Genomic DNA, 19,625 nt, shown 5'->3' with positions numbered 1-19,625 from the left:
GCCGCATGCAGCGGAGGGTCGGGGAGCGTCGCTCCCCCCTCGTCACTCCTCGACCGTCAGTCCCTTCCGCAGTCGCACCAGCGTCCGCGACAGCAGCCGCGACACATGCATCTGCGAGATCCCGAGCTCGTCACCGATCTCGGACTGGGTCATGTTGGCGACGAAGCGCAGCGAGAGGATCTGCCGGTCGCGCGAGGGGAGCTCGGCGATCAGGGGCTTGAGTGACTCCACGTACTCGATGCCCTCGAGGCCGTGGTCCTCGTAGCCGATGCGGTCCGCGAGCGCGCCTTCGGAGTCGTCCTCCTCGGGCTGGGCGTCCAGCGAACTGGCCGTGTAGGCGTTCGAGGCGGCCATGCCCTCGACGACCTCGTCGTTGGTGATGCCCAGGCGCTCCGCCAACTCGCCCACCGTGGGCGCCCGGTCGAGCTGCTGGGCGAGTTCGTCGCCCGCCTTGGCCAGGTCGAGACGGAGTTCCTGCAGTCGGCGCGGTACGCGCACGGACCAGGAGGTGTCGCGGAAGAAGCGCTTGATCTCGCCGATGATGGTCGGCATCGCGAACGTGGGGAACTCGACGCCGCGGCTCAGTTCGAAGCGGTCGATCGCCTTGATCAGGCCGATCGTGCCGACCTGGATGATGTCCTCCATCGGCTCGCTGCGGGAGCGGAAGCGGGAGGCGGCGAACTTGACCAGCGCGAGGTTGAGCTCGACCAGCGTGTTGCGCACGTACGAGTAGTCGTGGGTGCCTTCTTCGAGGGACTCCAGCCGCTCGAAGAGGGTCTTGGACAGGGCCCGTGCGTCCACCGGTCCCACCTCGTCGTACGGGGGGATCTCGGGAAGTCCGTCGAGTCCGTCGAGTCCGCTGGTTCCGGTTTCGTCGAGACGCTCCGGGCGTTCCAGAGAAGGTGTCGACGTCGCCGTCTGGGTCTGCGATGCGTCGAGCCGGGGTGACATGGTGTCCTCCATCGTTCTCGGCATATGGCCGCCGATGCCAATACGTGCACTGCGGTGTGCGGCGCCTCCGAAGCCGGCCGTGTCGAATAGGTGTCGTTACTAGCCCTACCCGCTTTCGCGCGTCGCCCGCAAGTGCGTTGCATGATGAAATGTCCATTTTCGGGGGGTTGTTCGGGTGTCGGGGATCGTAAGGAAGGCGTAGTGTTCGAGTGCGTACATCAGCAGTCGCGACGCTCGGGAGAGAGACGGCATGGACCGCCAGACGGTCGGCAGCGCACAGTCGGGCCGGCTTCTAGTCGAGGTGCGGGAAGAGGGCTCAAGCGCCGTCGTGACCCCCGCGGGTGAGTTGGATCACCACACGGCTGAATTGTTGCGTGAGCCACTCGAGGACTGCCTTGACAACGGGCACTCGCGACTGGTCGTGGACTGCTCGCGACTGGAGTTCTGCGACTCCACCGGGCTGAACGTGCTGCTCGGCGCCCGGCTGAAGGCCGAGGCCGCGGGGGGTGGAGTCCACCTGGCGGGAATGTTGCCGGTGGTGGCCCGGGTCTTCGAGATCACCGGGGCCGAGGCCGTCTTCACCGTCCACGAGACGCTCGATGCGGCCCTGGCCGACTAGCCGGGGCGGTCGGGGCCCCGCCTCGGCATGCTCCGCAGTGCCCCCTGCGATCGCGGCGTCGCCCGCGTCACACGATCCCCGTCGCACAAAGGGGGTGTTCCGGCGGATCGGTCGGGCAGGAGACATCCTGACTATGTCGGCAACAATCGGTGGGAACGTCGTAGGTGATCGTCGTAGATATTCGTCCGGAACGCCCTGAGTGCGGAAGCACCCGCGGCGCGTACCACATGCTGAGTACTGAGTCTTGAATCGTGAACTGGTGAATCGGTGAGGTGAAGCGCTGATGAGCACCACCCGGCCTTACTCGCCGGGCGACCGCGGCCCGGAGTCGGGCGACGGCGGCGCTTCCGGGGCGCCTGGGGGCGGCGGCCTGGCCGTCCCGTCCGGGGGGCGTCAGGCCCGCAGACTGAGCTTCGACGGCGAGAGCGGCGTCGTGCCGCTGGCCCGCGACTTCGCCCGCCAGGCGCTGCACGCGTGGGGCTGGCTGCCCGCCGCGAGCGCCGACCAGCGGGCCGCCGCCGAGGACGTCCTGCTGGTCGTCTCCGAACTCGTCACCAACGCCTGCCTGCATGCCGAGGGCCCGGACGAGCTCCGGATCGCCTGCGACAACAAGGTGCTGCGCGTCGAGGTCTCCGACCGTGGCGCGGGCCAGCCCGCCCCGCGCACCCCGCACCGCGCCGGCCGCCCCGGCGGTCACGGCATGTTCATCGTGCAGCGGCTGTGTCTGGACTGGGGAGTCGTACGCACTCCGGGGGTCACGGGCAAGACGGTGTGGGCGGAACTCGGGGCGCCCGCGTAGCCCACCCGATCCCGGGTGCGACTCCCACCTTGGGTTACCCGCGGTTCGAACCCTTCTTCGTACGTTGCCGAACGCGCGCCGGATCTCCTCGGATCCGGCGCGCACTTTGTCTTCCCTCCACAAGGGACCGGGCGTACCTTGACGGCCGATCTGATGTTCCGTCAGGAATGAGGCCCCGAGGTGTCGTACCGGACGTACCAGAAACGAACCGCCGCGTTCGCGTTCGCCGCGGCCCTGGCCGGCTCGGCGGTGCTGATGGCCGCCCCCGTCGCCGAGGCCGGCGTGGTGAACGTCAACTACCAGTGCAAGACGCCGATCGGCGACAAAAGCGCCGTCTCGCCCATCGACATCAAGAGTGTCAAGAGCGGCAGCGCCTACAAGCTCACCATGTCCTGGCAGAAGGGCGTCTCCTCCAGCCCGGTGGAGCTCGGCAAGGGCGCGATGAGCCCGAGCGCCGTGATCAAGGTGGGCGGCGCGGACAGCGGCACGGTGGCCGTGAGCGGCCCCGCCAACGCGGCGGCGATCCCCGCCAACACCCCCATAAAAATCAGTGACTTGTCGGGTACCTACACGCCGGAGAAGACCGGCAAGGTCACCTTCACCGCGGGCGTGCTCACGATCAAGGCGCTCGGCACGACGACCACCTGCACCCCCACGAACAACCCCGGGCCGTCGCTGACTCTCGACGTCACGGCGGCGGGCGGCGGTTCGGGAAGCGGCGGATCCAGCAGCTCGGGCGGTTCGACGGGCTCGACCGGCACCGACTCCGGTGGCCAGCTCCCGCAGACCGGCCCCGCCGACTCGGCGATCGCCCTCGGCACGTTCGGCGGCACGGTGCTGCTCGCGGGCGCGGCGGGCACGCTGTGGCTGTCCCGCAGGCATCAGACGACCCGCCGCTGAGGGCGCCGCGCCCCCCGTACGACCGTACGACCAGCAGGAGCCGCCGATGCCGTACGCCCCCGTCCTCCGCTGTGCCGTCGCCGTGCTGCTGTCGGCCGCCGCCGCCCCGGTGGCCGCGGCCGACGACGGCTGGTCCCTCGCGCCGTCCGCGAGCGCGCCGGGCGCGCGGCCGTACGTCTATGCGGAGGGCGCGCCCGGCACGGTGCTGCAGGACTCCGTGTCCGTGCTCAACCCGGGCGCACGGCCCGTGACCGTGCGGCTGCGTGGCGCGGACGCCGACAACACCGCGGACGGCGACCTCACCGTGCGCGCCGCCGGGAAGTCCACGGACACGGGCGCGTGGATCGCCTTCGCGGGAGACCGGGGCGGGCGCCGGGTCCCGGTGCGCACGCTTTCGCTGCGGGTGCCCGCGCACACCCGGGCCGACGTGCCGTTCACCGTGAGCGTCCCGGCGGGCGCGACGCCCGGCGATCACCCCGGCGCGGTCGTGGCGGGCGCCGGCGGCCGGTCCTCGGCGGTCCGGGTCCAGCTGCGGGTCGGCGGTCCCGCGGTGTCGGCGCTCACCGTCGAGCACGTCGCCGTGCACGGCGGGCGCATCTCGTACGAGCTGGTCAACCGCGGCAACACCGTGCTCACCCCGAAACTCGCGGTACGCGCCGACGGCGTCCTCGGCCGGGCCCTGGACCGTGCCCCGCGCACCCTGCCCCTCGACCTCCTGCCCGGCCGCCGCGTCACGCTCACCGAGCCCTGGCGCGACCCCCCGGTGCTGGACGCGGTCGACGTACGGCTGACGGTGACGGCGGCGGGCGGGGCACGCGCCACGGCGTCCGCTTCGGTGCGGTTCGTGCCGTGGGGCGCGCTCGCGGCCACCGCCGGGACGGCGCTCGCGGCGCTGGGTGCGTGGTGGGGCGTACGACGTCACAGGCGTCGTACGACGGGCGGCGGGACGAGTGAACGGCCGCGTACGGAAGTCGAGTGGACGGGAGCGGTGTCGTGAGCGGTGTCCTGAGCGGCAAGGCGCGGATGTCGGCGCTGGTGGCGGCGCTCGCGCTCGTCCTGGCCCCGCTGGCGGGAGTGGTGTCCCCGGCGTCCGCGGCCGGGAAACCCGGCGTGAGCCTGTCCAAGTCCGAGGCGGGGACGGGCGGTTCGATCACCGTGACCGGCAACGGATGGCGGCCGAAGACCCTGCTGATGATGCTGATCTGCGGGCAGGCCGTGCCGTCCCGGGGGGTGATCGGCGGCACCAACTCCTGCGCCAACGCCGACGGCCGGGCCGTCACCACCGACGCGCAGGGCCACTTCAGCAAGGAACTGCCGGTCACCGAGCCGCCCGAACCGTGCCCGTGCGTGGTGCACGTCGCCACGGTCACGGGGGAGAAGGCGGAGGCCGACGCGATCTTCATGGTCGCCGGGCACTCGGTCGAACCACTGCCGAAGGAGGTGGGCGGGGGGCGGCTCTCGGTGCTCACCGACACCCGCCTCGACGGGTCGAGCGGGCTGCTGACCTGGTTCGGCGCGCCGCCCTCCCGCGGGCTCGTCTTCACCGTCGGCAACATCGGCACCGCCGCCGTCAAGGACCCCGTGTTCCAGATCGGCACCTCCCACGGCGTGTTCGCGCCGCAGTGGGAGGAACAGGACTGGCGCGGCACGATCGCACCCGGCAAGAAGGCGCAGATCAAGCTGCCGGTCGAGCTCGCGGCCGGGGCGCACGGCGACTACACGGTCTCGCTGCGCTACAGCGGCAAGGTCCTCGCCGAACAGCCCTGGGGGGTGGGCCGTCCCTGGGGGGTGACCCTCTTCTGGATCCTGCTCGCCGTGGTGGTGCCGGCCGCGGTCTTCCGGGTCGGGATGGCCGTGGTGGACCGGGTGCGCCCGCGCAGGTCGGCGGGGCGGGCGGGCCGGCATCGGAGCCTGGGCCTGCCCGAACTCGTCTCCCGGGTGCCGCGGCCGGCCACGTTCCGCATGGCCAAGGCGAGCCCGTCCCGGGTGCCCGGAGCGAGCGCGTCCGCGGCCACATCCGTGCCACCCGGCACCGCTACGAACCCGACCCTGCCGTGGTTCACGCCGGACAACGTTCCGGGGACCGCGGCGAACGGTCAGCTCTCCGCACCGCACGACACCGGTCCGACGACGAAGGGGAACACGTGAACAGGCGACGGAGAGTTGTGCCCGGAGGCCGCAGAACGAGCGCGGCCGGGATCGCGCTGATGCTCGGCGGCGCGGGCATTCTGTTGGGAGTGGCTGCGGTCCCGGCGCAGGCCGCCGAGGTGTCGTACAAGACGGAGTGCATACCGCCCGCGGCCTCCGGCCTGGGTCCCGTCGAGGGCACCACCAAGGTGGAGATCACCGCACCGGCGACGGCGAAGGTGGGTGACGAGATCGAGGTCGTGTGGAAGTTCGTCCAGGCGGCGTCCAAGAATCCGGACCTCATCGTCCTGCCGAAGGACTCGGTCAAGCCCACGGGAACCCTCAAGGCGTCCGGTGCGCAGACCGCGGACATCGCGATGGAGGGGCCGCAGGAGAACCCGGAGATTCCCAAGGGCGGCGACATGGTGCTGTCCGACATGACGGGCAAGGTCAAGCTGACGAAGGCGGGTGACGTCACGTTGGCCCCGGACGCGTACACCATCACCGCCTATTCGACGGACACCAAGTGCACGCCCCAGGAGGCGGTGCCGGCCGCGGCCACCATCAAGGTGACGGCCGCCGAGGGCGGTTCGACGACCTCGGGCGGCTCAACCTCCGGCGGGATGACCACCGGCGGGACGACCACCGGCGGGACGACCACCTCCGGAGGCACGGCGACGGGTGGTGACACCGGCGGTACGACTTCGGGTGGATCCACGACCGGCGGTGGCACGACGTCCGGTGGTTCGACCTCCGGCGGCGATGACGGTCAGACCGACTTCGCCGGCAAGACCGTGACCACGTCCTTCGCCTGCACCTCGCCCGGCCCCGCCAAGATCGACTCTTCGGCGACGATCGACGCCAAGAAGAACGGCGGGAGTTACGACCTCACGGTGAAAACCGCCAAGGGCGTGATGGACAGCCCCGCCCCGCTGCCCGCGGGCGCGCTGAAGCCCTCCATGGTGATCACGGTCGGCGGCGACGACAGCGGCTCGCTCAAGGTCGAGGGCCCTGCCAACAAGGACGCCCTCAACACGGGCGACCCGGTCTCGCTCGGCGACATGACGGGCACGTACAAGCCCGGAGCGGACGGCAAGGCCACGCTCAGCCCAGGTGATCTGACGATCGTCGTGACGCTGAGTGCCGGATCCGACCCGATCACGATTCCCTGCAAGGCGACAAAGACCGCTGTCTCACTGGAACTCGACGTCCAGAAGCAGGCGGGCGGCGTCTCCGGCGCGACGACGTCGGGCTCCGGGTCGTCCTCCGGGTCGTCCTCGTCCTCGTCTTCGTCCTCGTCCGGCGGAGGCCTGGCCGCGACCGGCGCGAACGACCACGGCGAGCTTCGGGCACTCGGCCTGGTCGCGGGGACGGTGATCCTGCTGGGCGGAGCGATCTTCACGTTCATGCCGCACCGCCGCACACGCTGAGCCGTCGGACGGGGCGGCGACGAGCCCTCCGTCCGTACCCGTGAACGCCGGAGGGCCGCCGCACCCCAAAGGATGCGGCGGCCCTCCGGCAAGCCCCGGACGTACGTCAGTGGACGTCGCCCATGAGGACCTTGACCTTCTTGCGGTACATCCACACCGCGACACCGGCGATCACGGCGAGCGTGGCCTCCAGGGCGACGATGCCCGTCTTGTTGAGGTCGACGTTGGCGATGGACAGCAGACCCGTCGTGGCGTCACCGGCGGTGACGGCCAGGAACCAGACACCCATCATCTGGGAGGCGTACTTCGCCGGAGCCATCTTCGTGGTGACGGAGAGACCGACCGGCGAGAGCGTCAGCTCACCGACGGTCTGCACGAAGTAGATCGCGACCAGCCACATCGCGGCCGCCTTGTGACCGCCCTCGGCGATCGTCAGCGGAGCCAGGAACAGGAAGAACGAGGCACCGATCAGGATCAGACCCGACGCGAACTTGGTGGCCGTGCTCGGCTCCTTGCCGCGCTTGTTCAGCGCCAGCCACGCCCAGGCGAACACCGGCGCGAGCGCCATGATCATGACCGGGTTGACGGACTGGTACCAGGAGACCGGGAACTCCCAGCCGAAGATCGTGTTCTCGGCGGAGGAGTCGGCGAAGATCGACATGGTCGAGCCGCCCTGGTCGTAGATCATCCAGAAGACGGCCGCGGCGACGAAGAACCAGATGTACGCGGACATCTTCGACTGCTCGGCGCGGTCGAGGTCCTTGTCCCGCTTGATCCGGGCGATGACCAGGACCGGGATGATCAGACCGGCGATCGTGATCGGGACCAGCAGCCAGTTCAGGGTGTAGTGACCCGAGAAGCCGACGACGCAGTAGAAGACCACCGCGACGGCCGCCCACAGCGCGGACTTGCGCAGCGTCGCGGCCTTCTCCTGAGCCGACAGCGGCGTGGGGACCTCGTGCGAGCGCGGGTTCAGGTGACGGCCGCCGAGCAGGTACTGGGCCAGACCCAGCGCCATACCGAGCGCGGCGAGCGCGAAGCCCAGGTGCCAGTTGACGTTCTCGCCGACGGTGCCGATGACCAGCGGAGCGGCGAAGGCGCCGACGTTGATGCCGATGTAGAAGAGCGTGAAGCCACCGTCACGGCGCGGGTCGTCCGGACCGTTGTAGAGGTGACCGACCATCGTGGAGATGTTGGCCTTCAGCAGACCGGAACCGATCGCGACGAGCCCGAGGCCGCCGTAGAACGTGCCGGACGACGGCAGGGCCAGCGTGAGGTGGCCCAGCATGATGATGACGCCCGCGACGGCGACCGTCTTGCGGGGGCCGAGGACACGGTCGGCGAACCAGCCACCCGGCAGGGCGAGCAGGTACACCAGCGACAGGTACACCGAGTAGATCGCGGTCGCGGTGGCCGCGCTCAGGTGCAGGCCGCCCGGTGCCACCAGGTACAGCGGGAGCAGAGCCTTCATGCCGTAGTAGGAGAATCGCTCCCACATCTCGGTCATGAAGAGAGTGGCCAGTCCGCGGGGGTGGCCGAAGAAGGTCCTCTCGGAACCGGGGGTGCCCGGAGTCACCGAGTCCTTCGTCAGGCTGGACGCCATGGTCGTTCCTTGCTGGTCGGGACGCGCTGCTTGAGCGTTACGCGCCCGGTGGGGGGCGGCCGGCACCGGCGGGATTCGACCGTCCTTCCCCACGCCCACGGGGAGTCCGCTCCGGATTGCGAAGCGGCGGACGGCGACCACCGGGATCCACGCCCATCGCGCATTGATGCGCTGGGGCCCGGCCACAGGTCATTCCTTTCAAGGCTGGCGAACACCAGCCCGCACATGAAAGAGACCTTCAGCGGCAAGTACGCGCCAAAGGTCCCCTACTGGTGCTACAGGCGTCTGGTCACCATACGACATCTCAATGTGGCATATGGAAGGACTTGAGACATGGATCACAGGTAATAATGGAACCACGGACACCTATTCGAAGGTGTCGGACAAGATCGCTTCCCACAGCCGCAGGCAGGAAACCGTACAGCCCCAGGTAAGAATTACGCTTGGCGATCACACCACAGGCGCTGTCCGTGGCGGACTACCATCACCCCATGACCCGTGTACTGCTCGCCGAGGACGACGCGTCCATCTCGGAGCCATTGGCCCGCGCCCTGCGCCGGGAGGGTTACGAGGTCGAAGTGCGTGAGGACGGACCCACCGCGCTCGACGCCGGAATGCAGGGCGGCGTCGACCTGGTCGTCCTGGACCTGGGCCTGCCCGGTATGGACGGCCTCGAAGTGGCCCGCCGCCTCCGTGCCGAAGGCCACACCGTCCCCATCCTCATCCTGACCGCGCGCGCCGACGAGGTGGACACCGTCGTCGGTCTCGACGCGGGCGCCGACGACTACGTCACCAAGCCCTTCCGCCTTGCCGAACTGCTCGCCCGTGTCCGGGCCCTCCTGCGGCGCGGCGCCGCGGAGCCGCAGCAGCCGCCCGCCACGCACGGGGTGCGCATCGACGTCGAGTCGCACCGGGCCTGGATGGGCGACGAGGAACTCCAGCTCACGGCGAAGGAGTTCGACCTGCTGCGGGTCCTCGTCCGCGATGCCGGCCGGGTTGTCACGCGTGACCAGCTGATGCGCGAGGTCTGGGACACCACGTGGTGGTCGTCCACCAAGACCCTCGACATGCACATCTCCTGGCTCCGCAAGAAGCTCGGCGACGACGCGGCGAACCCCCGCTACATCGCGACGGTACGAGGAGTCGGCTTCCGCTTCGAAAAGAGCTGAGGCCCCGCGGGGCGGACGGGGGGGGCGGGGGATCCGGGGCGAAGCCCCGCCCCCGAGGGGCGCGGGGCCGTTACCCATGCGGCTCCGCCGCGTGGGCGCGACCAGCCCCCACCGGCCCGCGGACAGGGAACGACCCCACCCGCACCTCACCCACTCGCGCACGAAGCACCCCGGCGATACCCGAACGCTCGCCCCCGCCCCAGCCCGGCGCGGCGTCAAGGCACACTGGTCCACGTACAGTCACCCGCCCGGAGGACCCCGTGCGTCGCCGTCTCATCCAGTCCACGCTCGCCGTCGTGCTCGTCGTGATCGCCGTCTTCGGCGTGTCCCTCGTGATCGTCGAGACCCGCACGATCAGCAACAGTGCTCAGGAACGCGTGGACTCCGAGGCCCTGCGCCTGGCCAGCATCGTCGACAGCCGCATCCTCGGCGACGAGCACATCAACGCGGAGATCCTCAAGAACCAGGTCGCGGAAGACCGGTACGCCGTGATCCGCATCCCCGGCCAGGCCCCCGTCGAGCTCGGCCTCCAGCCCAGCGGTGACGTCATCCACTCCACGGCGAAGGGCGAGGAGGGCGAGACGGTCACCGTCCAGGAGCCCCGCTCGGCCGTGACGCGCGAGGTCGGCCGCACCCTCCTGATCATCGCCGCGGTCGCGCTGCTCGCGATCGTCGCCGCGGTTCTGCTGGCCGTACGGCAGGCCAACCGTCTCGCCTCCCCGCTCACCGACCTCGCGGAGACCGCGGAGCGGCTCGGCTCCGGCGACCCCCGCCCGCGCCACAAGCGCTACGGCGTCCCGGAGCTGGACCGGGTCGCCGACGTCCTGGACGGCAGCGCGGAGCGGATCGCGCGGATGCTCACCGCCGAGCGCCGCCTCGCCGCGGACGCCTCCCACCAGCTCCGTACGCCGCTGACGGCCCTCTCCATGCGTCTGGAGGAAATCACCCTCACGGATGACCCGGACAACGTGAAGGAGGAGGCGACGATCGCCCTGACCCAGGTCGAGCGCCTCACCGACGTGGTGGAGCGGCTGCTCACCAACGCCCGCGACCCGCGTACCGGCTCCGCCGTCACCTTCGACCTCGACGAGGTCATCAAGCAGCAGCTGGAGGAGTGGCGCCCGGCCTACCGCAGCGCGGGCCGCGCCATCGTCAGCTCGGGAAAACGTCATCTGCAGGCCGTCGGCACCCCGGGCGCGGTCGCCCAGGTACTGGCCGCGCTCATCGAGAACTCGCTCATGCACGGGGGCGGCACGGTCGCCCTGCGCACCCGTGTCACGGGCAACCAGGCCGTCGTGGAGGTCACGGACGAGGGCCCCGGTGTCCCCACCGACCTGGGCGCCCGCATCTTCGAGCGCACGATCAGCGGGCGCAACTCCACGGGCATCGGCCTCGCGGTCGCCCGCGACCTCGCGGAGGCGGACGGCGGCCGTCTGGAGATGCTCCAGGCACAGCCGCCGGTGTTCGGCCTGTTCCTCTCCCGCACCCCGCTGAAGAGACCACCACTGGTGGACGAGGACGAGGAACGAACGGTCAGATAGCCCCGTCGGGCAGCCCCTGGGGGGCTCAGTTCGCCCGGGCCCGTGCCCGGGACCGTCGGGGCGCCGGCTCCTCGTCGAGGATCGCCTCCGCGCTCTCCAGGACCTCACGCGCCTCGTCCGGGACCGTACGGAACACCCACGTGCGGTACGACCAGAACCGGAACAGCGTCGCGATGCCGATGCCGAGGAACTTGAAGATGTTGCTCTGCAGCGGGCTGTCCCAGCCGAACCCGTACGTCGCCACGTACAGCACACCGTTCTCGATGACCAGCCCCACCGCGCTGAACAGCACGAAGAGGCCCATCTCCTTGGTGCGGCCGCCACTGTCGCGGTCCCGGTACGTGAAGTAGCGGAACCCGATGTAGTTGAAGACGATTGCGACGATCGTGGCGATGACACTCGCCCGTACGACCTGCAGCCCGGTCGCGCTGCGCACCAGGTTGAAGGTCACCAGGTTGACGAGGAGCCCCGCTCCGCCGACCGCCCCGAACTTCGCGATCTCCCGGAACAGCTGGTCGAAGCGGCGGCGAACCGCGCTGCGGGGCCGTACGTGAAGCCCCGAAGACTTACTGCCCATGGTGTCGCCAGCCCCCGTAGATCGGACATCGGTCGAAAAATTCAACCCAGCCACTCTAACCAGCGGGCCGCCCTCGTGCCTGTGGAGGGCCTCACGGGACCGGAAAGAGGGGGTCACAGTGAGGGAAAACCCCCGCCGCGGCCGGGATCACAGCCGGGGCCACGCCGGGATCGCAGCCGGACCGCAGGCGCGGAAACCGGCCCCCATGGCGCGACCGATACCCTTGCAGCGTGACGTTCCCGGTAGTCGGCATGGTCGGCGGGGGCCAGCTCGCTCGTATGACACACGAGGCGGGCATCCCGCTCGGCATCAAGTTCAAGCTCCTCAGTGACACCCCTCAGGATTCCGCGGCGCAGGTCGTCGGCGATGTCGTCATCGGCGACTACCGCGACCTCGACACGCTGCGTGAGTTCGCGCGGGGCTGCGATGTGATCACCTTCGATCACGAACACGTACCCACCGAGCATCTGCGCGCCCTGGAGGCGGACGGCATCCCCGTCCGTCCCGGCCCTGACGCCCTCGTGCACGCCCAGGACAAGGGCGTGATGCGCGCGAAGCTCGACGAGATCGGCGTGCCGTGCCCACGGCACCGGATCGTGGCCGACGTCGAGGACGTGGCCGCGTTCGCGGCGGAAGGCCTCGCCGAAGGGGCCGGAGGCGACGGATTCCCGATCATCCTCAAGACGGTCCGCGGCGGCTACGACGGCAAGGGCGTCTGGTTCGTCCGGTCGATCGAGGAGGCCGCCGAGCCCTTCCGGGCCGGCGTGCCCGTCCTCGCCGAGGAGAAGGTCGACTTCGTACGGGAACTCGCGGCGAACGTCGTCCGCTCCCCGCACGGCCAGGCGGTCGCCTACCCCGTGGTCGAGTCCCAGCAGGTCAACGGCGTCTGCGACACGGTGATCGCCCCCGCGCCCGGCATACCGGACGAGCTGGCCCTCCAGGCCGAGGAGCTCGCGCTGCGCATCGCCAAGGAACTCGGTGTCGTCGGTCATCTGGCCGTCGAGCTCTTCGAGAGCCCTGACGGCCGCATCCTCGTCAACGAGCTGGCCATGCGCCCCCACAACTCGGGCCACTGGACCCAGGACGGCGCGATCACCTCCCAGTTCGCCAACCACGTCCGCGCGGTCCTGGACCTCCCCCTCGGCGACCCGCGCCCGCGCGCCAAGTGGACGGTCATGGTCAACGTCCTGGGCGGCGACTACCCGGACATGTACTCCGCGTACCTGCACTGCATGGCCCGCGACCCCCAGCTGAAGATCCACATGTACGGCAAGGACGTGAAGCCCGGCCGCAAGGTCGGCCACGTCAACACCTACGGCGAGGACCTGGACGACGTCCTCGAGCGCGCCCGACACGCAGCCGGTTACCTGAGAGGCACGATCACCGAATGAGCCCCGTCGTAGGCATTGTCATGGGGTCGGACTCCGATTGGTCCGTCATGGAAGCGGCCGCGCAGGCGCTGGACGAGTTCGAGATCCCCTACGAGGTGGATGTCGTCTCCGCGCACCGCATGCCGCACGAGATGATCACGTACGGCGAGCAGGCCGCGGAGCGCGGGCTCAAGGCGATCATCGCGGGCGCGGGCGGGGCGGCCCATCTGCCCGGCATGCTCGCGTCCGTGACCCCGCTGCCCGTCATCGGCGTGCCCGTTCCGCTGAAGTACCTCGACGGCATGGACTCGCTGCTGTCGATCGTGCAGATGCCGGCCGGCGTCCCGGTCGCGACCGTCTCCGTCGGCGGCGCGCGCAACGCGGGCCTGCTGGCCGCCCGGATGCTCGCCGCGCACGACGAGGAACTCCTCAGCCGCATGCGGGAGTTCCAGCAGGAGCTGAACGACCAGGCCACCGAGAAGGGCAAGCGGCTGCGCGCCAAGGTCGAGGGCGCGGGCGGCGGCTTCGGCTTCGGCTCCGGGAAGTGACGCCCATGACCTCCTCCACGCCGTCCGTCACGTCCACGGCATCCCTCGACGAGGCCCGCGCCCTCCTCGCCGACTTCCCCGTGGTCGACGGCCACAACGACCTTCCCTGGGCGCTGCGCGAACAGGTCCGCTACGACCTCGGTGCCCGCGACATCGCCGCCGACCAGAGCGCCCACCTGCACACCGACCTGGCCCGACTGCGCGCGGGCGGCGTCGGCGCGCAGTTCTGGTCGGTGTACGTCCGCTCGGACCTGCCGGGCGCGGTCACCGCGACACTGGAACAGATCGACTGCGTACGGCGGTTGATCGACCGTCACCCCTCCGACCTGCGGGCCGCGCTGACCGCCGCCGACATGGAGGCGGCGCGCGCCGAGGGCCGTATCGCCTCGCTGATGGGTGCGGAGGGCGGCCACTCCATCGACAACTCCCTCGCCGTGCTGCGGGGGTTGTACGCGCTGGGTGTGCGCTACATGACCCTGACCCACAACGACAACATCGCGTGGGCGGACTCGGCGACCGACGTGCCCACCGTCGGCGGTCTGTCGGCCTTCGGCCGCGAGGTCGTGCGGGAGATGAACCGCGAGGGCATGCTGGTCGACCTCTCGCACGTCGCGGCGACGACCATGCGGGACGCGCTCGACACGAGCTCCGCGCCGGTGATCTTCTCCCACTCCTCCTCGCGCGCGGTGTGCGACCACCCGCGCAACATCCCGGACGACGTCCTGGAGCGGCTGTCCGCCAACGGGGGAGTGGCGATGGTGACGTTCGTACCGAAGTTCGTCCTCCAGGCGGCGGTCGACTGGACGGCCGCGGCCGACGAGAACATGCGCGCGAACGGCTTCCACCACCTCGACACCACCGCCGACGGCATGAGGGTCCACCGTGCCTTCGAGGAGTCCTACCCGCGCCCCGTCGCCACGGTGTCGACGGTGGCGGACCACCTCGACCACATGCGTGAGGTCGCCGGTGTCGACCACCTCGGCATAGGCGGTGACTACGACGGTACGGCGTTCACCCCGGACGGCCTCGACGACGTCTCCGGCTACCCGAACCTGATCGCCGAACTGCTGGACCGCGGCTGGTCGAAGACCGACCTCGCCAAGCTGACCTGGCAGAACGCGGTACGGGTGCTGGGTGCCGCGGAAGACGTGGCGCGCGGTCTTCAGGCCACCCGCGGTCCGTCCGTCGCGACGATCGAGTCCCTCGACGGCGACGGGGCCTGAGCGTCCAGGGCGGGGTGGTCGGTGTAGCCGTCCGCCGGCCGTGGCGCGCTGGGTGCAGTGGGTGGCCAGGAGGGGACCCGGGGTGCCGTCCGCCTCTCCCGCTCGTCCTCAGCAGGCGCAGAGGCAGAAGGGGTGCCCGGCCGGGTCGGCGTACACCCGCCAGGTGCGCGAGCGGTCCTCGGTGTCCAGCGGCTTCGCGCCCAGCGCCAGCACCTCCTTCTCGGCCGCGTCCAGATCCTCCACCACCAGGTCCAGGTGGAACTGCTGCGAGCCGTCCGGCGTGGGCCACCGCGGCGGGACGAAGCCGGGCGCCTGCTGGAAGGCGAGCGCCTGACCGCCCGGCACCTTCAGGTCCACCCACGAGCTGTCCCCGGAGTCCTCCTCCACGCTGCCGCCGAGCACCTGCGCGTAGAACCCGGCGAGCGCGCGCGGGTCGGAACAGTCCAGGACGACGACACCCAGCTTGGCGAGAGCCATGACTTCCTCCGATGGGTTATCAACGACATCAACGAGTTACCGCAAGACCTCATCAAGAGGTAACGGTTACTGCATGCTCCCGCATAGGAGGTAACGTCGCAACCATGAATGACCGTGCGCCCGCACCCGGCGGTCTGGCGCTGATCCAGTCGCTGGTGAACACCCTGGACATCGAGTCGGGCGCGGACTCGCTGGACACCGCCGAGGGCCGATCGCCCTTCGGCGTCGTGGAGGGCGAGGCGGAGGCGGCCCGTGAGTTGCGCGAGTCGTTGCGCGCGGCCTGCCTGGCGCACGCGGGCCACCCGGCGCACCGCGCGGTGACCCCCCTCGGCGAGCTGCTGGCCCGGGCCCCGCTGCACGTGACGGTCGACGAACACGACGGCGCGGTACGGCTCGTCCCCGCGGGCGCCTCACTCGCGTCGCGCGTCGCGGCGGCCCTCGCGGACGCGCTCGTCGAGGGCACCTGGCTGCGGCTGAAGGCCTGCGAGGCACCGACCTGCCACTGGGCGTACTACGACCGGTCCCCGGCGGGCCGTGGCCGGTGGTGCTCGATGTCGGTCTGCGGGGCGCGCGCGAAGATGCGCCGCTACCGCGCGAAATAGCCCGTCCGTACGCGAGAAGCGCGAGAAGTGGGACAACCGGCCGCACCGGTCGCCGGGAGCGTGGAGAATGGGTGACGACGGCGGTCCGGCCGACTGAGCCTCGGCCGGACCGCCGTCACCCCGCGAAGCGTCACCGGGTCGGCGCCCTGAAGGGGCGCGGGGAACCGCGTGACGAGCCACGACGGCGCCGCAGACGATCGACGGCACACCCGGCACTTCCGGCGCAGCGCTTGGACGGAGCGCTCAGGCGGTCGGGCGGCCCATCGCCCGGTACGTCCATCCGGCCCGGCGCCACACCTCGGGGTCGAGCGCGTTGCGGCCGTCCAGAAGCACCCGGGCCGAGGCCGCCTCGCCCAGCACCGCCGGGTCCAGCTCGCGGAACTCCCGCCACTCGGTCAGGTGCAGGACGACGTCGGCGCCGCGCACGGCCTCGACCGCGGAGTCGGCGTACCCGAGCGTCGGGAACAGCCGCTTGGCGTTCGCCATGCCCTTCGGGTCGTAGACGGTGACCTGGCCGCCCTGGAGGTGGATCTGCCCGGCGACGTTCAGCGCGGGCGAGTCCCGGACGTCGTCCGAGTCGGGCTTGAAGGTCGCGCCGAGCACGGCGACCCGCTTGCCGAGGAAGGATCCGCCGCCCAGCGCCTCCCGCGCCATCTCCACCATCTGGCCGCGACGGCGCATGTTGATGGAGTCGATCTCGCGCAGGAAGGTCAGCGCCTGGTCCGCGCCGAGCTCACCGGCCCGGGCCATGAAGGCGCGGATGTCCTTCGGCAGACAGCCGCCGCCGAATCCGATGCCCGCCCGAAGGAACTTGCGTCCGATCCGCTCGTCGTGCCCGATGGCCTCGGCCAGCAGGGCGACATCGCCGCCGGCGGCCTCGCAGACCTCGGCCATGGCGTTGATGAAGGAGATCTTGGTCGCGAGGAAGGAGTTCGCGGAGGTCTTCACCAGCTCGGCGGTCGGGAAGTCGGTGACGACGAAGGGCGAGCCCTCGGAGACGGGCGTCGCGTACACCTCGCGCAGGATCTTCTCGGCCCGCTCGCTGCGCACGCCGGCCACGAGACGGTCGGGGTGCAGCGTGTCCTGGACGGCGAAGCCCTCGCGCAGGAACTCCGGGTTCCAGGCGAGCTCGGCGTCCTCGCCGGCGGGGGAGAGCTCGGCGAGCGTGCGCGCCAGCCGCTCCGCGGAACCCACCGGCACGGTGGACTTGCCGACGACGAGGGCGGGGCCCTTCAGGTGCGGGGCGAGCGTCTCGAAGGCGGCGTCGACGTACGACATGTCGCACGCGTACTCCCCGTGCTTCTGCGGCGTGTTCACGCAGACGAAGTGGACGTCGCCGAACTCCCCCACCTCGGCCCAGTCCATGGTGAAGCGCAGCCGGCCGGTGGATCCCTCGATGCCCGCCACATGCTTGCGCAGCAGCTCCTCGAGCCCCGGCTCGTACATCGGGACCTCGCCCCGCTGCAGCATCTCGATCTTCTCGGGGACGACATCGAGTCCCAGTACCTCGAACCCGAGCTCGGCCATGGCCGCGGCGTGGGTGGCGCCGAGATAGCCGGTGCCGATCACGGTGATCTTGAGGGCCATGGGTGCTCCTGGGATGAATGGGCTCGGTGCGCTGCCCGAGCATAGTCGGGGCATGTTCGGGCCCCTCATCGGGCAGGTTCCCCCCTGTCGCGAAGCTCACGTATCCCTCCCGTGGGCGGAGCCCTAAAATTTGGGTTACTTAACGGTAATTAGCGTCCTTGGAGCGTGAGAGACCTTGGCCGGATCGGCTGATTTCGACCTGTACCGCCCGTCCGAGGAGCACGACATGCTCCGTGACGCGATCCGCTCGCTGGCCGAGGCGAAGATCGCGCCGTACGCGGCCGTGGTGGACGAGGAAGCCCGTTTCCCGCAGGAGGCCCTGGACGCCCTGGTCTCCTCCGACCTGCACGCCGTGCACGTGCCGGAGTCGTACGGCGGCGCGGGCGCCGACGCGCTCGCCACGGTGATCGTGATCGAGGAGGTGGCGCGTGTCTGTGCCAGCTCCTCCCTGATCCCGGCCGTGAACAAACTGGGCTCGCTCCCGGTGATCCTCTCCGGTTCCGAGGCCCTCAAGCAGAAGTACCTGACCCCGCTCGCCGAGGGCGACGGGATGTTCTCGTACTGCCTCTCGGAGCCGGACGCGGGCTCGGACGCCGCGGGCATGAAGACGAAGGCGGTCCGTGACGGCGACGACTACGTCCTCAACGGTGTGAAGCGCTGGATCACCAACGCGGGCGTTTCCGAGTACTACACGGTGATGGCGGTCACCGACCCCACCAAGCGCTCGAAGGGCATCTCGGCCTTCGTCGTCGAGAAGTCGGACGAGGGTGTCTCCTTCGGCGCCCCCGAGAAGAAGCTCGGCATCAAGGGCTCCCCGACGCGCGAGGTCTACTTCGACAACGTGCGCATCCCGGCCGACCGCATGATCGGCGAGGAGGGCACCGGCTTCGCCACGGCCATGAAGACCCTGGACCACACCCGCATCACGATCGCCGCGCAGGCGCTCGGCATCGCGCAGGGCGCCCTCGACTACGCCAAGGGCTATGTCCAGGAGCGCAAGCAGTTCGGCAAGCCGATCGCCGACTTCCAGGGCATCCAGTTCATGCTCGCCGACATGGCCATGAAGATCGAGGCGGCCCGGCAGTTGACGTACGCGGCCGCTGCGAAGTCGGAGCGCGGCGACAAGGACCTCACCTTCCAGGGTGCGGCGGCGAAGTGCTTCGCCTCCGACGTCGCCATGGAGGTCACCACGGACGCCGTCCAGCTCCTCGGCGGCTACGGCTACACCCGCGACTACCCGGTCGAGCGCATGATGCGCGACGCCAAGATCACCCAGATCTACGAGGGCACGAACCAGGTCCAGCGCATCGTGATGGCCCGCAACCTGCCGTAACCCACCCCCGCACCACGAACGTGAGGGGCACCCCGCCGGGGTGCCCCTCGTCTTGTCCCGGTCGGCCTCACAGGCCGTCCAGCGCGTTCCGCAGATCCTCCGGCGCGCGGTAGTGGACGGTCCGCATACCGAGTGCGGCCGCCGCTTCCACGTTCTCCAGGGTGTCGTCCACGAACAGGCAGCGCCCGGCCGGGACGCCGGCCCGCTCGACGGCGATGTCGTAGATGCGCCGGTCGGGCTTGGCGATGCCCACCCGCGCGCTGCTGACCACGTGGTCGGCGAGGTCCGTCAGACCCAGGGACTCCAGGTCCTCCTCCAGCTGGACCGAGGTGTTGGTGACGAGGACCAGGGGCATGCGGGTACGGGCCCGGCGCAGCAGCGCCACCACCGTCTCGTCGGCGTGGAACGGCGAGCGTACGAGCGCCGTGCTCAGCTCCACCGCCGTCCCGTCGGCCACCAGCCCGCTCAGGCCCCGCAGGATCGACTCCGCCCACTCGTCCGGTGTGATCCGGCCCAGCACGAGCGGAAGTGCCGTCTCCGGTGCGAAGGCCACCTTCATGGTGGTGCCCTCGGCCAGCCCGGCGGCGCGCTCCAGCGCGTACAGGTGGGCCGGCTCGTAGACGCGGATCACGTTGTCGACGTCACAGAGCACCGCGTCGAAGGGGCGTTCACCGGAAGGGGACGGGGCGGACGGGGTGGCGGGGGAGAGGGTCATGGCGTCACCCTGACATCCGCCCGGGAGTCATCCTCGGCCAGGGCCACCGGCCTG

The 19,625-nt window shown here is 70.4% G+C and carries 19 protein-coding genes; 13 read left to right on the top strand and 6 right to left on the bottom strand.

Annotation, left to right across the window (positions count from 1 at the left end):
* Nucleotides 1-42: 42 nt before the first annotated feature.
* Nucleotides 43-963 carry an RNA polymerase sigma factor SigF gene (locus ACIRA5_RS08530; RefSeq protein WP_388399119.1) on the bottom strand — a complete coding sequence of 307 codons (921 nt, stop codon included), beginning with the start codon at nt 961-963 and terminating at the stop codon, nt 43-45.
* A 238-nt stretch (nt 964-1,201) separates the two neighbouring features.
* On the opposite strand from ACIRA5_RS08530, the gene ACIRA5_RS08525 reads away from it, so the two are divergent.
* The 6 genes from ACIRA5_RS08525 (at nt 1,202) to ACIRA5_RS08500 (ending at nt 6,826) form a co-directional block, all read left to right on the top strand.
* Nucleotides 1,202-1,570, top strand: coding sequence for an STAS domain-containing protein (locus tag ACIRA5_RS08525; protein WP_403688749.1), 369 nt, complete (start codon nt 1,202-1,204; stop codon nt 1,568-1,570).
* A 283-nt stretch (nt 1,571-1,853) separates the two neighbouring features.
* The gene (locus ACIRA5_RS08520; RefSeq protein ID WP_075027342.1) at nt 1,854-2,369 is read left to right on the top strand and encodes an ATP-binding protein; all 516 of its coding nucleotides are present in this window, start codon (nt 1,854-1,856) and stop codon (nt 2,367-2,369) included.
* A 180-nt stretch (nt 2,370-2,549) separates the two neighbouring features.
* Entirely contained in the window at nt 2,550-3,269 is a 720-nt protein-coding gene (locus tag ACIRA5_RS08515) for an LPXTG cell wall anchor domain-containing protein (protein ID WP_403688747.1), read from the top strand.
* A 46-nt stretch (nt 3,270-3,315) separates the two neighbouring features.
* Complete coding sequence (locus tag ACIRA5_RS08510; protein WP_403688745.1) at nt 3,316-4,266, top strand: hypothetical protein; 951 nt, start codon at nt 3,316-3,318, stop codon at nt 4,264-4,266.
* A gap of 26 nt (nt 4,267-4,292) precedes the next feature.
* Nucleotides 4,293-5,417, top strand: a complete 1,125-nt coding sequence (locus ACIRA5_RS08505) for a hypothetical protein (RefSeq protein ID WP_403689714.1) — start codon at nt 4,293-4,295, stop codon at nt 5,415-5,417.
* A 59-nt stretch (nt 5,418-5,476) separates the two neighbouring features.
* Nucleotides 5,477-6,826 (top strand): hypothetical protein, encoded by a 1,350-nt coding sequence (locus tag ACIRA5_RS08500; RefSeq protein ID WP_403689711.1) that lies wholly within the window; start codon nt 5,477-5,479, stop codon nt 6,824-6,826.
* 106 nt (nt 6,827-6,932) lie between these two features.
* Here ACIRA5_RS08500 and ACIRA5_RS08495 read toward each other — a convergent pair whose 3' ends face one another.
* On the bottom strand, nt 6,933-8,429 hold the full coding sequence (locus tag ACIRA5_RS08495; protein ID WP_403688744.1) for an oligopeptide:H+ symporter: 1,497 nt from the start codon (nt 8,427-8,429) through the stop codon (nt 6,933-6,935).
* Nucleotides 8,430-8,920: 491 nt separating this feature from the next.
* On the opposite strand from ACIRA5_RS08495, the gene ACIRA5_RS08490 reads away from it, so the two are divergent.
* The gene (locus ACIRA5_RS08490; RefSeq protein ID WP_018566970.1) at nt 8,921-9,598 is read left to right on the top strand and encodes a response regulator transcription factor; all 678 of its coding nucleotides are present in this window, start codon (nt 8,921-8,923) and stop codon (nt 9,596-9,598) included.
* A 260-nt stretch (nt 9,599-9,858) separates the two neighbouring features.
* Nucleotides 9,859-11,139, top strand: coding sequence for an ATP-binding protein (locus ACIRA5_RS08485; protein WP_403688742.1), 1,281 nt, complete (start codon nt 9,859-9,861; stop codon nt 11,137-11,139).
* Nucleotides 11,140-11,164: 25 nt separating this feature from the next.
* Here the strand turns inward: ACIRA5_RS08485 and ACIRA5_RS08480 are convergent, their stop codons facing one another.
* Complete coding sequence (locus tag ACIRA5_RS08480) at nt 11,165-11,716, bottom strand: GtrA family protein (protein ID WP_403688740.1); 552 nt, start codon at nt 11,714-11,716, stop codon at nt 11,165-11,167.
* Between the two features lie 230 nt (nt 11,717-11,946).
* On the opposite strand from ACIRA5_RS08480, the gene ACIRA5_RS08475 reads away from it, so the two are divergent.
* Genes ACIRA5_RS08475 through ACIRA5_RS08465 form a run of 3 tightly spaced genes read left to right on the top strand, consistent with a single transcriptional unit; the run spans nt 11,947 to nt 14,857 of the window.
* Nucleotides 11,947-13,107: a 5-(carboxyamino)imidazole ribonucleotide synthase gene (locus tag ACIRA5_RS08475; RefSeq protein WP_403688737.1), complete on the top strand. Its 1,161-nt coding sequence runs from the start codon at nt 11,947-11,949 to the stop codon at nt 13,105-13,107.
* On the top strand, nt 13,104-13,634 hold the full coding sequence (gene purE, locus ACIRA5_RS08470; protein WP_403688734.1) for a 5-(carboxyamino)imidazole ribonucleotide mutase: 531 nt from the start codon (nt 13,104-13,106) through the stop codon (nt 13,632-13,634). The genes ACIRA5_RS08475 and purE overlap by 4 nt, the downstream gene beginning before the upstream one ends.
* Before the next feature lie 5 nt (nt 13,635-13,639).
* On the top strand, nt 13,640-14,857 hold the full coding sequence (locus ACIRA5_RS08465) for a dipeptidase (protein ID WP_403688731.1): 1,218 nt from the start codon (nt 13,640-13,642) through the stop codon (nt 14,855-14,857).
* Nucleotides 14,858-14,965: 108 nt separating this feature from the next.
* On the opposite strand, the gene ACIRA5_RS08460 is transcribed toward ACIRA5_RS08465, so the two are convergent.
* Nucleotides 14,966-15,334: a VOC family protein gene (locus ACIRA5_RS08460; RefSeq protein ID WP_403688728.1), complete on the bottom strand. Its 369-nt coding sequence runs from the start codon at nt 15,332-15,334 to the stop codon at nt 14,966-14,968.
* A gap of 104 nt (nt 15,335-15,438) precedes the next feature.
* Between ACIRA5_RS08460 and ACIRA5_RS08455 the strand changes: the two genes are divergently transcribed.
* The gene (locus ACIRA5_RS08455; RefSeq protein ID WP_403688726.1) at nt 15,439-15,936 is read left to right on the top strand and encodes a CGNR zinc finger domain-containing protein; all 498 of its coding nucleotides are present in this window, start codon (nt 15,439-15,441) and stop codon (nt 15,934-15,936) included.
* Between the two features lie 243 nt (nt 15,937-16,179).
* Here the strand turns inward: ACIRA5_RS08455 and ACIRA5_RS08450 are convergent, their stop codons facing one another.
* On the bottom strand, nt 16,180-17,523 hold the full coding sequence (locus ACIRA5_RS08450) for a UDP-glucose/GDP-mannose dehydrogenase family protein (protein ID WP_352044423.1): 1,344 nt from the start codon (nt 17,521-17,523) through the stop codon (nt 16,180-16,182).
* Between the two features lie 175 nt (nt 17,524-17,698).
* Here ACIRA5_RS08450 and ACIRA5_RS08445 point away from each other — a divergent pair, with 175 nt between their 5' ends.
* Entirely contained in the window at nt 17,699-18,856 is a 1,158-nt protein-coding gene (locus tag ACIRA5_RS08445) for an acyl-CoA dehydrogenase (RefSeq protein WP_403688723.1), read from the top strand.
* 67 nt (nt 18,857-18,923) lie between these two features.
* On the opposite strand, the gene ACIRA5_RS08440 is transcribed toward ACIRA5_RS08445, so the two are convergent.
* On the bottom strand, nt 18,924-19,571 hold the full coding sequence (locus tag ACIRA5_RS08440; RefSeq protein WP_403688721.1) for an HAD family hydrolase: 648 nt from the start codon (nt 19,569-19,571) through the stop codon (nt 18,924-18,926).
* Nucleotides 19,572-19,625: the final 54 nt, after the last annotated feature.

This window comes from Streptomyces sp. NPDC096311 (assembly GCF_044763085.1).
Classification (GTDB): Bacteria; Actinomycetota; Actinomycetes; order Streptomycetales; family Streptomycetaceae; genus Streptomyces.
This window is presented reverse-complemented; position numbering and strand designations above follow the sequence as displayed.